Below are 14554 nucleotides of genomic sequence, written 5' to 3' on the forward strand. Positions count from 1 at the left end.
TTTATAAAAACAGATAGAAAGAGAGTTCTCATGAAACCAAAACTCGCCCGCTTTGCCCAAGCTTCGGCTCTGGCCTGCCCACTTTGCCAGCAAAGCTTGGCTATGGAAGAAAGCAGCCTCAAGTGTCTTAATCGCCATTCCTACGACATCGCCAAATTCGGTTATGTCAATCTAGCTCCCCAGGTCAAACAAGCTAGAGACTATGACAAAACGAGCTTTCAAAATAGAAAAGTCATCTTGGAAGCCGGCTTTTATCAGCATATCCTAGATGAGTTGCAGGATCTGCTGCAGACCCTGCCTGAAGAACAGACCATTCTAGACGTCGCTTGCGGAGAGGGCTACTATGCTCGAAAAATTCAGGAAAAATTCCCCAACAAAGAAATTTACGCTTTTGATCTATCCAAAGATTCTATCCAACTAGCTGCCAAAAGTGATCAGAGCCTTGCTGTAAAATGGTTCGTCGGGGATTTGGCACACTTACCCGTTCAGGATCAAAGCATGGATGTCTTACTGGACATCTTCTCACCAGCTAACTATCATGAATTTCAACGAGTATTGAAAAAAGAGGGGCTTATCATTAAAGTCATCCCGACAGAAAGTCATCTGAAAGAAATTCGTCAAAAAGCTACTCAATATCTGGACAAGAAAGATTATTCTAATCAAGATATCATCCAGCACTTCCAGAAGCACTTTACGATTCTATCCAGAAAAACCGTAGAATCAACCCATGCTCTACATTCTGAGGAGAAAACTGCCCTACTGCAGATGACTCCTTTACTCTTTCATGTTGAAAAAAATCTAATCAATTGGGAGCAGCTTACACATGCCACCATTTCAGCTGAGATTCTTATCGGAAAACTAAAAGAAGAAAAAATCTGATCACCTTTCAGTAAAAAATGATGTTATAACAGCCATTTTAAAAACGCAGACAGGACTGTCTGCGTTATTTATCTACTGATTAATAGACCGTCTTCTCTGTCTCTGGATCAAAGAAGTGCGCTTTATTGAGGTCAAAGCCTAGGTCAATACCCGCACCAGTTTCTAGGTAGTCCCGTGAATCCACACGCGCTACAAACTCACTAGAACCCACTTGGCAGTAGAGATGGGACTCTGCTCCCAGCAATTCTGAAACAGAAATTTTGGCATGCACAACTGAATTCGGGAAAGTTTCCAAGAAAGCAGCTTCCGCATTGATATCTTCCGGACGAATACCAAAGATCAGTTCCTTGCCCTCGTAACCTTTCTCCCGCAGAACCTTGAGAGCTCCTTCTGGTACAGTCAAGCGCAGACCTTCTGCGACAATCTCATTCCCTTCAAGTTTAACTGGGATGAAGTTCATAGCTGGGCTACCGATGAAGCCAGCAACGAACTTATTAACTGGGTTGTTATAGACTTCCTGCGGCGTACCAATCTGCTCCACTCGTCCAATCGTTCCAGTTCCAGCGGGATTCTTGGTCGCTGACATGATAACGATACGATCCGCCAAGGTCATAGCTTCAGTCTGGTCATGGGTAACATAGATAGTTGTTGCCCCGATACGGCGGTGAATCTTGGCAATCTCTGCCCGCATGGACACACGCAACTTAGCATCCAAGTTAGACAGAGGCTCATCCATAAGGAAAACCTTTGCATCCCGAACGATTGCACGTCCCATTGCTACCCGCTGACGCTGACCACCAGATAAATCAGCTGGCTTACGCTGCAAGAATTCCTTCAAGCCTAGGATTTCTGCTGCTTCATTAACCCGTTTGTCAATATCTTCCTTGCTGTACTTGCGCAGCTTAAGACCAAAGGCCATGTTGTCGTAGACAGTCATATGCGGATAAAGGGCATAGTTCTGGAAGACCATAGCGATATCACGGTCTTTGGGCGCCACATCATTGACCACTGTACCGTCAATAGAGGCAGTTCCTTCTGTGATGTCCTCAAGACCAGCAATCATACGCAGCGTAGTTGATTTTCCGCAACCGGACGGACCGACAAAGACGATAAATTCCTTGTCCTTGATGTCTAGATTGAAGTCTTCCACTGAATAGTGGTCGCTGTTGGGATATTTTTTATAGATATTTTTCAGATTTAATTCGACCATAATAAGCCCCTTCTTTTGAATAAAAATATTTTCTTTTAAGCTCTCGTTTGCAAAGCGCTTTCACATTGTCCATTATATCGTTTTTTTTTGACTTTTTCAAGCACTTTTAGTAAAACGTTTGCATAATTTTTGAAAATTTTTTCCATAAAAAAAGAGACCAAGTGGCCTCTTTAAAACTTAATCTTCCTTTTTTCTACTACGGAGTGACAATCCAGCTGTGCCTAAAGCACTGATAACTCCTGCAACTGTTAAAAGAGCATTAGAAGCTTGACCCGTATGCGGCAAGACTGACGCATCGCTCTTACCTTCCTTGTTTTTAAGCTGAGCTGGCTGGGTGACCTTAGCTGATGAAGACTGCTCTTGTACTGATTTGGCCCCATCAACTGCTGGCAAAATACCGCTAGTTACTTGGTAAGCAGGTAAAGCATCAGCTACTGCCGCGTCAGCAGCATTGACACCACCAGTAAATTCCGGAAGAGCCGCCATTTGAGGAGCGCTGTCTGGATGTGCACTCCTGACTGATGGCTGAACGCCAGCATCATAGGTGTTATTTTCTGTCATGGTTGGCTCTGAATCATTGACGCCTCCACTAAATTCAGGCCGTGTTGCTGTTGATGCTTCTGAATCATTAACATTGCCACTGAATTCTGGTTGTACTGAAGACTGCGGAGCTGTATCAGGATGAGTTCCAACCCCATGGCTAGATAAATCATACTCTGACTCTGTCGCTGTTATCGTCTCTGAATCATTGACGCCTCCTGTAAATTCAGGCCACGTTGCTGTTGGTGCTTCTGAATCATTAACATTGCCACTGAATTCTGGTTGTACTGAGGACTGCGGAGCTGTATCGGGATGAGTTCCAACTTCATGGCTAGACAAATCATATTCCGACGCCGTTGCTATTGCTGGCTCAGAGTCGCTGACGCCTCCACTAAATTCTTTCCTGGTTTCTTGTGGTGAATCACTTGGAATAGAAGAAGCTGTCTTAGCTTTAGCAGCATTCTTGACAATCGCTTCTAGATTTTCAAGAGCTTTTGTCTGCTCAGCAGCAATCTGTTCCTGCAGCTTCTCTGCTTTTTCAGCACTGTCTACACTATCATCTAGCTGCGCAATCGCATCTGTCACCGTCTTTAATACTGCTCGAATCTTTTCTTTAGCTTGCTTTTTATCGAGTTCTGAAAGTCTTTGGTGATGTTCAATTGCTTCAATCTGTTTGTCGACTTCTTCTTCAAGCTCATCTAAAACCAAATCTTTGCCAACTGGATGAATCGTGTCCAAGCTAGCAATTCCAGCTTCCTCAATTCTCTCTAGTTCTTCTTCGGCATCAGCCTTTTCAAGCGCTGTTTTCGCATCTGCTAGAGTTGCTTCCGCTTCAGCTTTAGCCGTAGCCCGTTCTGCATCTGACAGATTCGGGTTGCTCCGTAAGTCGGCTAGCTTATCAGACAGAGCAAGATCTAGTTTCAGTCCAGTCGTAGCTTTCAGCAAACCTTGCTTCTCTGCCGCTACCTGTTCTTGAATTTTTTCGGCATCATCAGGACTTTCAACCCAAGCATTATAAGCTGCAATTGCTTTTTGAGCTATGGCTGCTGCATCTTCAATTTTCTTTTTAGCTGCAGTTTTTTCCTCAACAGAAAGACTTTGACTCTTCTCAACAGCCTCGATAGTAGCTGTTTTTTCTTCCTGAATTTCTTTTAAGAACTGCTCTTTGCCAATAGGGTGAATCTTGGCTAAGCGGGCTATAGCTGTTTCTTTTTCCCGGTCATAGACTTCCTGAGAATCTGCTCCTTCAATAGCCTTCTTGGCTGCTTCCACCACCTGCTCTATCTCGCCTCTAACTGCTTTCTTTTCTGCTTCTGAAAGATTAGGATTTGCTTCCACGTCAGCTAATTTGGCAGCCAGAGTGAAATCTACGGTTGAACTTGCTATAAATTTGAAAAACTTATCTTCCTCGGTTACTGCCTGCTCTTGAATCACTTCCGCCTGCTCTGCTGTTGCTGCATTAACATCTAATTTCTGAATTGCATCCTCTGCTTCTGCAGCCTTCTTCCTTACAGACTCTTGGAAGCTTTTCTTTTGCTCCTCAGGCAGTAAATCGCTACTATCTACAAGTTTATCAAACTCTGCTTTTCCATTTTGGATTTCATCTAGAAGCAAATCTTTGCCGACTGGATTGACAGAGTTGATGTCTGCCAATCCATCTTCCTTAGCTTGATCAATCCTTTCTTTATCCTCAGCTGCAGCAATTTCATTCTGAGCCTTCGCAGCTGTTTGATTGACTTCCTCCTTAGCTGCTGCAAGCTCCTCATCTGACAAATTTGGATTATTCCCAAGATCTGTCACTTTCTCAGCCAGAAACGTACCTACTTCCGTATTAGCAGCCTCCCTGACCGTTGTCAAATCCTGATTTACTGGTGATGCAGCGGCCGGAGTCTCTACTGCATTTGCAACAGGCTGCTCCTCATCTGCCGCCACCATACTGTGACCCAAAAACAGAGCACAAATAAGGACTGAACCAACACCTAAAACTGACTTCCGAATAGAATATCGCAAAACTTTTTCTGTTCTTTTCATCTTTTTCTCCTCTGAACATATTTTATTATCCTGATCATTAATCCTGAATAAAAAGTCCAGTCAAACCTCCCATAAATCTTTCAGATTAGGTAATCTTTAAACTACACTTTCTATTTGACTTCTGATAAGATTTTTTATTATTTTATCATATTAACTTGTTAAAATAAAAGAATTATCGGCTTGATTTATGTACATTTTTGTGAAATCGTCCAGTTTTTAAACAGACATGATGTCCAGAAATTAAACTAAAAATTTTTCCATTTAACAATGTGTAAACTTTTTTAGTAAAAATTCTGGGCTATTTTCTAGCTTATTTAAGACAGAAAAAGTAAAATGGTATAGGAGGGATAAAATTATGGCTCTTAATACACGAGATAGGATTTTGGATGCATTTTTTGAATTAGCAGATAAACAGCCAGACAGGTCGCGTTTTACCTTTACAGAAATCGCTAAAGAAGCCGGTTTGTCAAGACAAGCCATTTACAAACGACACTTTAATAACACTACTGAAATTATCGAATATATTCGCCAAGATATGGTGAAGCAAGCCTTTGCTCCCAACTGGAATAGCAACAATGCTGAAGCAGACTTAGATCCTTTCACCTTTTTGGCTCAAACGATTCTTCCCGCTATTTATGAGCAACGCCAACGCATTAAAATATTATATACTAGTTCTGTCGATCCCCTGTGGAGCGATTTTATTACTGCCAGTTACAAGGACTGGATCGAGCAGAATCTAAATCTTGACCACCAAAAATTAGGTATTCCTGAAGACCTGGCCAATCAACTGCTGGCCGGCTGGATTAGTTCTCTTATCGAGAATTGGATCACTCAGGATGACCCCGTTCCTTGCAAGCAGTTCTCTAAGACATTTCTCAACCTTGTATCTTCACCCCTAACCAGCTTTGCTGCCTATGATAGTTCTGCTGGTCCTTCAAACAAAATTGTTATCGTATAACCACCTAGAAGAAAAATAGAGAAATGACAGAACCGGTCCTTGTAAGGGAAGACTGGTTTTTTAATATTTTTATATTAAATTTTAAAAATAATTGGACATTTCCTCTATAAAGTGTTATCATTTTAGTTGACAAGCGGTAAACTATTTTGTTGGAATTTGCTCTATTATTAGACAAACCAGCAAGAACTTAATAAAAAAGAAGGAAGGTACTTATGCCCCAAGATACTCGAGACAAAGTTGTCAATGCCTTAATTGAGCTGGCAGAGCAAAATCCTGAAAAGTCTTATTTTACTTTTTCAGAGATTGCAAAACAAGCTGGTCTATCGCGCCAGGCTATCTATAAAAAGCATTTTAGCAATGTTGAAGACATTATCCAATACATCCGCCAGACAATTATGACTCCGTTTTTGCCCCTGTATGAAAGCTACGAAGAAGGAAGTGGAGAAAATCCCTTCTGTTTCTTTGCCCAACATATGATTCCTACCCTTTATGAACATAGGAAATGGATGAAGGTGCTCTATACTACAGCTATCGATCCTTTCTGGAGTGACTATCTATCTACCTTCTTCACTCAATGGGTCGTGCAAAATTTAGAAATTGACTCTAAAAAATTGGGAATCCCAAAAGAAATGGCTACGGAAATTGTTGTTAGATGGATTAACTCCCTCATTGAAATTTGGATTATCAAAGAAGAACCTATGCCGGCAGAGGATTTCGCCAAGCTCTTCTTGAATGTGATTTCAACCCCTATGGATCAGTTTATAACACCTCATAGTGAAGCCTAATTCAACTCAAAATTATGAAGCCCGCCTAGTTTAGGCAGGCTTTTTTTGTCGGTGAAATTTCTTACTTTACAAAAGAAAAGAGAGCAGATAGTCTTCTGCTCTCATCAATATATAAGCTATAAAATTAAACACCAAGCTTCGTTTAATCTACTCGATAATAGAAGCTACCTTGCTCATCAAAGCTATTCAGGCCAACTCCTGTCCAGATTCTGTCTTGGCCAGCATCTGAATTATCTGTAAAGTTTTCCTTGTCTGCGACCTTAACTCCCTTAGGAAGAAACTCAATCAGAAAACCTCCGCTTTCTCCGCCGTAGACACCGCCAGCAGCAGTACCATAGTCTGTCAGAGAAGCTCCATACAATTCATAACCACTTGAAACCAAGCCCTTTTCATCAAAAACAAGCTGGTTGCCAGAAGCATCCTGCCAGGTTCCTTTAACGCTGGCATAATTACCATTTGCAAGTGCTGAAATGTCCATCGCTTCTTTCTTTTCCTTGGTTTTTTCTGTGCTCGCACTCTCTGAGCTAGCGCTGCCAGCTGCTGAAGATGCTGCTGCAGTTGATTGACTGGATGCCTGCTCCACAGAACTTGTTACTGAGCCAGTACTGCTAGTAGGCGTTTCTGATTGATTCGTAGCACTGCCGTTTGAGCAAGCTGTCATAGCTAATAAAGCAGCTCCTGCTAGTAAAAAAGGTAAAGCTTTTTTCTTCATTTTTCTCCTCTTTCTCGCGGTAAGATAAATCATGTGATTAGTAACATTATAGATTATTTTATCGCTTTTTACAAGAAGAAGTCTAACAGCTGGGCAGGCGTAAAACTACTGACTTTACTCAGCTTCTGTCACATCCAGAACCCTGTAGATTGTTTTTGCCAGAACTGCTTCATAATCAGATGCATCATAAAGTTTATCAGTCGTGACTTGGGCTGTCTGCTTTTCTAGGTCTACCGCCACATCTGACACTCCCTCCATAGACAGGAAGTGCTGGGTGACGTGTTTGACACAATTTTGACAAGATAAGTTTTCTAATTGGACTGTTTGTTTCATAGATTTATTCCTCCGTATATTTAGTTCATTTTAAAGCGTCCTAGACGCAGAGCATTGGCCACAACTGACACCGAGCTTAAGCTCATGGCCAGACCAGCCAGCATAGGATTGAGCAAGGGACCGCCGAAAAGATGCAATAGCCCCATAGCAATCGGGATGCCTAGTGTATTATAAGCAAAGGCCCAGAAGAGATTTTCCTTGATATTGCGGATAGTCGCCTGGCTGAGCTTGATAGCCTTGACTACATCCTGCAAATCACTATGCATGAGCACTACATCTGCCGACTCAATAGCTACATCAGCGCCTGATCCGATGGCAATTCCCACAGCTGCCTGAACCAAAGCCGGCGCATCATTGATACCGTCTCCTACCATAGCCAGTCTTTTCCCAGCTTCCTGTAAGTTCTTGATAGCAGTGGCCTTCCCATCTGGCAATACACCTGCGATGACTTTTTGAATTCCAGCTTTCTGGGCAATAGCTGTCGCTGTTTCTTCACGATCTCCTGTCAGCATGATGACTTCCAGTCCCATAGACTGGAGCTTCTGCACCGCCGACAAGCTGCTGGATTTCATCTCATCTGCTACCGCTAGAATACCAGCCAGCCAGCCATCTACTGCGACAAACATGGCCGTCTTCCCTTCTTGGGACAGCTCCAACAACTGTTCTTGAAAGACACTGCTGTCAATGTTCTTTTCTTTCATCAGAGACTCATTTCCCACCAGAAGCTGTTTGCCCTCAACCTGAGCTGACAAACCTCGTCCAACCATAGCCTCAAAATGACTGACAGGCAGTAAGTCAAGCCCCTCCTCTTCAGCTGCTTCTAAGATAGCCTGAGCCAAAGGATGCTCAGAATGCTGCTCAGCACTGGCTATTAGCTGCAATAAGTCAGAGCGATTAAAAGCACCTAAAGGCACCAAATCCGTCAGGCTGGGCTTGCCAACCGTAATCGTCCCAGTCTTATCAAGAACAATAGTATCCAGTTGATAAGCTGCTTCCAAAGCTTGTCCAGACTTAATCAAAATCCCATTTTCAGCCCCTTTGCCAGTCCCAACCATGATGGCTGTCGGAGTTGCTAAACCTAGCGCACAAGGGCAGGCAATGACCAGAACTGCGACAAAGATTGACAGGGAAAAGCTAAGACTCTCACCAGCTAGAAAATACCAGCCAAGAGCGGACAAAGTAGCCAAGCCCAGCACGATTGGGACAAAATAGAGCGAAATCTTATCGGCCAAAGCCGCAATCGGAGCCTTAGACCCCTGCGCTTCCTCCACCAATCTGACAATCTGAGCTAAGGTCGTATCCGAACCCACCCTAGTTGCTTGGTAATCAATACTACCATTTTGATTGATTGTGGCACTGGTAATGGTGTCGCCGACCTTCTTTTCAATCGGGACACTTTCACCAGTCATCATGGACTCATCCACAAAGGTCTGCCCCTCTATTACAAGTCCATCTACCGGCATACGCTCCCCTGGCTTGATACGGATAATATCTCCAACTCGGATATCCTCCGTATCAATGGTCACAGCCTCTCCATAGCGAATCACTGTCGCCTGACTAGGCACTAACTCAAGCAGAGACTGAATTGCCTGAGACGTTCTCCCCTTGGCAGAACTTTCCAGATATTTGCCCAGAAGAACCAAGGCAATAATCACTGCAACAGACTCAAAATAAAGCTGATGAACAAAGGGATGATGACCTAGAAAAACCTGACTGACTGAGTAGAGGCTGTAGAAAAATGCTGCGCTGGTCCCCACCGCAATCAAACTATCCATATTGGGATGTCGCTTGATAAGATTGCGAAATCCTCTCTGATAAAAGCCACGACCGATCCACACAGCAGGCAGAGTCAAAAGCAATTGTGACAGAACGAAGACCAAGGGATGCACCATATGGTCTAAGAAACTAGGTAGAGGAAGGCCAACCATACTGCCCATAGAGATATAAAGCAAGGGTAGTGTCGTAACCAAAAGAATCAGCAATTGCTGTTTCTTTTTTTGCAATTCCTGCGCTTTCATTGCAGCCTCTTCGCTTACGTCAGACGGCCTGTTTTTTCCTTTTTCTTCTGCATGATAACCTGCCTCGGCTACAGCATCCAATACTTGCTGGCTGTCAAATCCCGCCTTAGGAAGCAAACTGAGGCGTTCTGTCGCCAGATTGACACTGACGTCCTCGACCGTTTCTAAGTCCTTGACCGCCATCTCCACCGTCATGGCACAGGCAGCGCAGGTCATGCCTGAGAGCTTGTATTCTTTCTTCTCGCTCATCAATGCACCTCCTTTCCGTGCCCGCAACGACACTGACCTTGCGGACAGTGGCATTTAATTTCCAGCGGAGCCGAAGCTCTTTTCTTATCGATGACTTGGCTGAGCCGCTCCAAGGCCCCTTGACTAAACTGACTTCTCTCAATCATCGAAATCAAAAGATCTCCGTGTTTAGTGTTACAGATATTGTCCAAAAAAGCCTGCCATGTACTTTCCAGATGGTCCGCTTCTAAAATCCGAGCATCATAGTAAAACTTGCCCTCGATTTTTTCCATGGCAATAAATTCTTTTGTCTTCAGACGATTCAAAAGGGTCTTGATGGTTGCCGGCTTCCAGGAAAAATCAGCTTCCAACCGCGCTATAATCTCTGTACTACGACTGTGTGGATAAGCCCACAGCACACGCATCACTTGCCATTCTGCTTGGCTAATATTTTGCTGTTCCATTGTTTAACACTCCCTTATCATTTACATTTGTAATCTAACTCTTTATTAGTTTACATTTGTAATCGTAATTTGTCAAGTATTTTTATCGTCATTTCCTGATATACAAAAAAGAAGGCGGGATAATCCCGTCTTCTCAAGTTTGTCCATATTAATGTGCCAACATCTCTTGGGCAATTTCTTGACCAGTCAGTTTACTTGGATAGTAGGTTGGCCAGTTTTCCAGCTCGTCAAAGAGTGCCTCCTGGCTTTCGCCACCATAGAAGATATGGAAGTGAGCTGCCTTGGTCGGTGCAATGTTGTGGTCGCTAAACTGAACATACTTGTACTCCCCAGCATCCTCGTCTGTCGCTTCAAACATAAAGCGAACTCCACGATTTCCCTTAGAGTAAGTCAGAGTGTGCTTACCAACGTATTTATAAGTATACTTCTTGGATTTTCCATCTACCACAAATTCCATAGTCTTGTCTGTGATATTGATATTGGAAACATCTGTCTTGTAGCCCTTGTCATAGTAGTCCTTGTATTCAGCTGCCGTCATTTTCCCAGTCAGCTTAGCCTTGTAGTCAAAGACTTGGTCCAAGGTCCCGTCTTTCAGATAAGGGTAAACAGACTGCCACTCGCCAGCATAGTCAGACAAGGTCCGATCCTTGACGGCACTGTCTTCAAAGTAGCCGTTTTGCACTGTCTTATCGTCTTCTTCTTTCTCGGCTGCAATCTCCGCTCCCTCTTGGTCAGTTGTCTTCTTGAGAGCCTTTAGATTGGCCTGCATGATAGAAACATAGTCTGCCCCATCCTTGGTCTGCTCTTCAGTCAAGCTTTCCAGCGGATTCAAGACATCAAGTTCTACCCCTGTTTCCTTAGCTAATGTAGAAGCCAAAGCCTGAGAAGCATTCTCTTCAAAGTAAATATACTTGATTTTATTTTTCTTGATATACTCGGTCAATTCAGCCAAGCGTGAAGCGGATGGCTCACTGTCTGGTGAAAGTCCAGAAATTGGCACCTGCTTCAAGCCATAGTCCAATGCTAGATAGTTAAAGGCTGCGTGCTGAGTAACAAAGCTCTTTTGCTTGGCATTGGCCAACCCATCCTCATATTCCTTGTCCAAGGCTTCCAGCTTCTTGATATAAGCCGCTGCATTTTTCTCAAAAGCCGCTTTCTTGTCAGGATAAGACTTGCTCAAGCTATCACGAATGTGCTCCACCATTTTAATAGCCCGCTTCGGAGATAACCAAACATGGGGATCATAGGCATGATGATGTCCCTCTTCACCATGGTCATGGTCTTCTTCCTCTTCACCACCAGGCAGCAAGAGCATATCTCCTGTCGCTTTGATAACCGTTTCTTCCTTGTTTTTCAAAGTTTTTAACAGTTCAGGAACCCAAGTCTCCATATTTTCATTTTCATAGACAAAGGCATCTGCATCCTGAATCGTCGCAACTGCCTTAGCTGAAGGCTCATAATCATGCGGCTCTGTACCTGCCCCGATTAGAAGTTCAACATTGGCCTCATCTCCAGCCACCTGCTTGGTAAACTCATAAACAGGATAAAAAGTTGTGACAATATTGAGCTTGCCATCTGCATTTTTTTGATTAGAACAAGCTACTAAGAAAATACTCAGTAAACCTGCTAATAGTAAGCTAATTTTTTTCATTTTCTGCTCCTATTTCATAAATTTTTTGACCAGATTGACCAGCAAGAACAAGCTGACGAAGATAATCGTAATGCTAGCACTAGCTGGCGTCTCTGCATAGTAAGAAATATAAAGTCCGGCAATCATACCAAAGAAACCAATGGCATTTGCCAGCAAAATAACCGACTTGAAATTTTTCCCAATCCGCAGAGCAATACTAGCCGGCAAGACCATAATGGTCGAAACCAGCAAGGCTCCCGCAGCTGGAATCATGAGGGAAATCGCAACACCCGTCACGATATTAAAGAGAATGGACATGGTACGCACAGGCAGCCCATCCACAAAGGCCGTATCCTCATCAAAGGTCAAGATGTACATGGGGCGAATGAAGAGGAAGGTCAAGACAAGCACCACAGCAGCAATAACAAAGAGAGAAATCACCTGCTCCCTACTGATAGTCACAATGGAGCCAAACAGATACTGATCCAGACTCATTGAGCTAGAACTCTTACCCTTACTCATAACAATCAAGGAAATAGCTAAGCCGGTTGACATAAGAATGGCTGTCCCGATTTCCATGAAATTCTTATAGATTGTGCGCAGGTACTCTAAGAAGACTGCTGCGATAATGACGACAAGCACCGTTGTGAGAGTGGGCGATAGTCCAAGAACCAAACCAAAAGCTACACCTGCCAATGAAACGTGACTAAGCGTGTCACTCATAAGGCTCTGCCGCCGTAAAATCAGGAATGTCCCTAGAATCGGTGAGAAGAGGCTCATGGCAATAACTGCCAAGAAGGCTCGCTGCATAAAATCATAGGAAAATAGATTAAACATGGCTCACCTCCTGTCCATTGTCGCTTTCATGCACATTGAAACAGCGCCAAGGTGAGTCCTGATTACGGACCAGATGAATGTTGCGGTCAGCATATTTACGAACTTCTTCCGGATCGTGTGTAATCATCAAGACAGCCTTCCCATGCTTGTGAGCACTATGGTGCATGAGTTTGTAAAATTCATCCTTACTGCCTGCATCCATCCCTGTTGTCGGCTCATCTAGGACAAAAATATCCGGATCCGAAGCAAACATCCGAGCAATTACAGCCCTCTGCTTTTGCCCGCCAGAGAGAGAACCAATCCGCTTGTCCCTATGTTCCCACATTCCAACCGACTCCAGACTTGCCTTGATATGCTCCTCATCATGCTCATTCAAACGACGAAACCAACCCTTACGTGGATAACGTCCTGACTTGACAAACTCATATACCGTACTAGGAAAACCTGCATTAAAACTAGCAATCTGCTGAGGTAAATAAGCAATCCGCAGTTTCTTGCCTCGCACATTGGTCTTGGAAATCTTCACTTCCCCATGCTTAGGCTGCAAAATACCCAAACTAGCCTTGATAAGTGTCGTCTTAGCAGCTCCATTCTCCCCCGTCAAGGTGACAAACTCCCCACTGTCTAGAAAATAATGAATATGCTCCAGTACAGGCTCCTTGTCATAGTAAAAGGAAAGATTATTGACTGTGATATATCTCATTTGCTGATCTCTCCCACCAAGGCTTCCAAGAATTTCGCAATCACCGCCTGTTCGCTAGCAGAAAACTGCTCTGCCAATTGTTGATAGGTCTCCAAAGTATTTGCGTGATGATGCTGATGTTCCTCTGCAATCGGCTGCGCTAAGTCAGTCAAACGGTAAAAGGTAACCCGTGCATCTCTTTTATCTTTAAAAGCTTGCAGCATCTCTTGCCTTACCAAAGATTTCACAGCCTTTGTCACAGCAGCCTGACTTACATTCAGTTTTTTTGCCAAATCAGAATTTGTCAAGGATTCCTCAGACAAAAGCATCAAAATATGCTCCTGCGTATTGGTTAAAGGCGCATCACTCGTGCAAGAACCAATCAGAATCTCATGCTGATTTTCTGCTTTCAAAATAACTTCATTTAAAAATTGATCGATCTTCTGCGCTAAATGAGTCATTTCTTCCCTCCTTCTCTTAACCAGTTAAAGCTTTACTGGTTAATTATACCACAAAACAGAAAAGAGTCAAGAATTTTCAGTAAAAGTAAGATGCTTTTCACAAAAAATATTTAATCATACATTTAGATTCTTAAGCCCTAAATAAAACTCAATCAGAGAATAAAAAAGAACAAAACGAGCTGACTCATATTAGCATTCTAGATTCTATAAACAATTTGATGGTGAATCCATTACATTAGTTGAGTGTGGATTTACAAGTAAAATCATGATTCGATCTTCCGCTTAGCTTGCAAATAAATACTACAGAAAAGACAAAAAAACGAAGCTAAAATGCTTCGCTAAACTTAAGCTATACCGGCGGCCGGGGTCGAACCGGCACGTCCGTGAGGACACTGGATTTTGAGTCCAGCGCGTCTGCCAATTCCGCCACGCCGGCTCAAGTTTTTAACTGGGGTAGCTGGATTCGAACCAACGCATGAGGGAGTCAAAGTCCCTTGCCTTACCGCTTGGCGATACCCCAATAATAATAAATAGGCGAGTGATGGGGATCGAACCCACGCATGCCAGAGCCACAATCTGGTGTGTTAACCACTTCACCACACCCGCCATATTTAAACACGGGCAGTAGGAATTGAACCCACACTGAAGGTTTTGGAGACCTTAGTTCTACCTTTAAACTATGCCCGTAAAGGTTATGGAAGGGGAGGGATTCGAACCCCCGAACCCGAAGGAGCGGATTTACAGTCCGCCGCGTTTAGCCTCTTCGCTACCCTTCCGATTATAAAA

13 protein-coding genes and 5 tRNA genes are annotated in these 14554 nt (G+C 43.5%); 3 read left to right on the forward strand and 15 right to left on the reverse strand.

The genetic code is table 11. The features are described 5' to 3' along the window. The first annotated feature begins 30 nt into the window (after window positions 1-30). Complete coding sequence (locus HMPREF9378_RS00130) at window positions 31-879, forward strand: methyltransferase domain-containing protein (RefSeq protein ID WP_002901748.1); 849 nt, start codon at window positions 31-33, stop codon at window positions 877-879. Window positions 880-958: 79 nt separating this feature from the next. Here HMPREF9378_RS00130 and HMPREF9378_RS00125 read toward each other — a convergent pair whose 3' ends face one another. Both HMPREF9378_RS00125 and HMPREF9378_RS00120 read right to left on the reverse strand, forming a co-directional pair. Beyond that, window positions 959-2089, reverse strand: a complete 1131-nt coding sequence (locus tag HMPREF9378_RS00125; protein ID WP_002896829.1) for an ABC transporter ATP-binding protein — start codon at window positions 2087-2089, stop codon at window positions 959-961. A gap of 177 nt (window positions 2090-2266) precedes the next feature. After that, on the reverse strand, window positions 2267-4660 hold the full coding sequence (locus tag HMPREF9378_RS00120; protein WP_002903508.1) for an SIALI-17 repeat-containing surface protein: 2394 nt from the start codon (window positions 4658-4660) through the stop codon (window positions 2267-2269). Between the two features lie 355 nt (window positions 4661-5015). Between HMPREF9378_RS00120 and HMPREF9378_RS00115 the strand changes: the two genes are divergently transcribed. Together HMPREF9378_RS00115 and HMPREF9378_RS00110 are read left to right on the forward strand one after the other, a co-directional pair. Beyond that, window positions 5016-5618 carry a TetR/AcrR family transcriptional regulator gene (locus HMPREF9378_RS00115; protein ID WP_002903509.1) on the forward strand — a complete coding sequence of 201 codons (603 nt, stop codon included), beginning with the start codon at window positions 5016-5018 and terminating at the stop codon, window positions 5616-5618. Window positions 5619-5830: 212 nt separating this feature from the next. Beyond that, entirely contained in the window at window positions 5831-6403 is a 573-nt protein-coding gene (locus HMPREF9378_RS00110) for a TetR/AcrR family transcriptional regulator (RefSeq protein ID WP_002901755.1), read from the forward strand. Between the two features lie 142 nt (window positions 6404-6545). On the opposite strand, the gene HMPREF9378_RS11635 is transcribed toward HMPREF9378_RS00110, so the two are convergent. The 13 genes from HMPREF9378_RS11635 to HMPREF9378_RS00045 form a co-directional block, all read right to left on the reverse strand. Then, window positions 6546-7148: a DUF6287 domain-containing protein gene (locus tag HMPREF9378_RS11635; protein ID WP_002903510.1), complete on the reverse strand. Its 603-nt coding sequence runs from the start codon at window positions 7146-7148 to the stop codon at window positions 6546-6548. Between the two features lie 81 nt (window positions 7149-7229). Further along, a complete protein-coding gene (locus HMPREF9378_RS00100; RefSeq protein WP_002901759.1) occupies window positions 7230-7448 on the reverse strand; it encodes a heavy-metal-associated domain-containing protein in 219 nt (72 codons plus the stop codon). 20 nt (window positions 7449-7468) lie between these two features. After that, on the reverse strand, window positions 7469-9715 hold the full coding sequence (locus HMPREF9378_RS00095; protein ID WP_002901765.1) for a heavy metal translocating P-type ATPase: 2247 nt from the start codon (window positions 9713-9715) through the stop codon (window positions 7469-7471). After that, the gene (locus HMPREF9378_RS00090; RefSeq protein ID WP_002901767.1) at window positions 9715-10158 is read right to left on the reverse strand and encodes a CopY/TcrY family copper transport repressor; all 444 of its coding nucleotides are present in this window, start codon (window positions 10156-10158) and stop codon (window positions 9715-9717) included. Before HMPREF9378_RS00090 ends, HMPREF9378_RS00095 begins: the two co-directional genes overlap by 1 nt. Window positions 10159-10306: 148 nt before the next feature. Next, window positions 10307-11809, reverse strand: coding sequence for a zinc ABC transporter substrate-binding protein AdcA (locus tag HMPREF9378_RS00085; protein ID WP_002901768.1), 1503 nt, complete (start codon window positions 11807-11809; stop codon window positions 10307-10309). A gap of 9 nt (window positions 11810-11818) precedes the next feature. Then, complete coding sequence (locus tag HMPREF9378_RS00080) at window positions 11819-12625, reverse strand: metal ABC transporter permease (protein WP_002901770.1); 807 nt, start codon at window positions 12623-12625, stop codon at window positions 11819-11821. Further along, entirely contained in the window at window positions 12618-13328 is a 711-nt protein-coding gene (locus HMPREF9378_RS00075; protein ID WP_002901773.1) for a metal ABC transporter ATP-binding protein, read from the reverse strand. Before HMPREF9378_RS00075 ends, HMPREF9378_RS00080 begins: the two co-directional genes overlap by 8 nt. Then, complete coding sequence (locus HMPREF9378_RS00070; protein ID WP_002901775.1) at window positions 13325-13768, reverse strand: zinc-dependent MarR family transcriptional regulator; 444 nt, start codon at window positions 13766-13768, stop codon at window positions 13325-13327. The genes HMPREF9378_RS00075 and HMPREF9378_RS00070 overlap by 4 nt, the downstream gene beginning before the upstream one ends. Window positions 13769-14120: 352 nt before the next feature. Then, window positions 14121-14204, reverse strand: a tRNA-Leu gene (locus HMPREF9378_RS00065). Window positions 14205-14216: 12 nt separating this feature from the next. Beyond that, window positions 14217-14288: transfer RNA gene (locus HMPREF9378_RS00060), tRNA-Gln, on the reverse strand. 13 nt (window positions 14289-14301) lie between these two features. Then, window positions 14302-14374, reverse strand: a tRNA-His gene (locus HMPREF9378_RS00055). Between the two features lie 10 nt (window positions 14375-14384). After that, a tRNA-Trp gene (locus HMPREF9378_RS00050) sits at window positions 14385-14455 on the reverse strand. Window positions 14456-14463: 8 nt separating this feature from the next. Further along, window positions 14464-14544 (reverse strand) — tRNA-Tyr (locus tag HMPREF9378_RS00045). Window positions 14545-14554: the final 10 nt, after the last annotated feature.

The sequence above is a fragment of the Streptococcus sanguinis SK1 = NCTC 7863 genome (genome assembly GCF_000194945.1).
Taxonomy (GTDB): domain Bacteria; phylum Bacillota; class Bacilli; order Lactobacillales; family Streptococcaceae; genus Streptococcus; species Streptococcus sanguinis.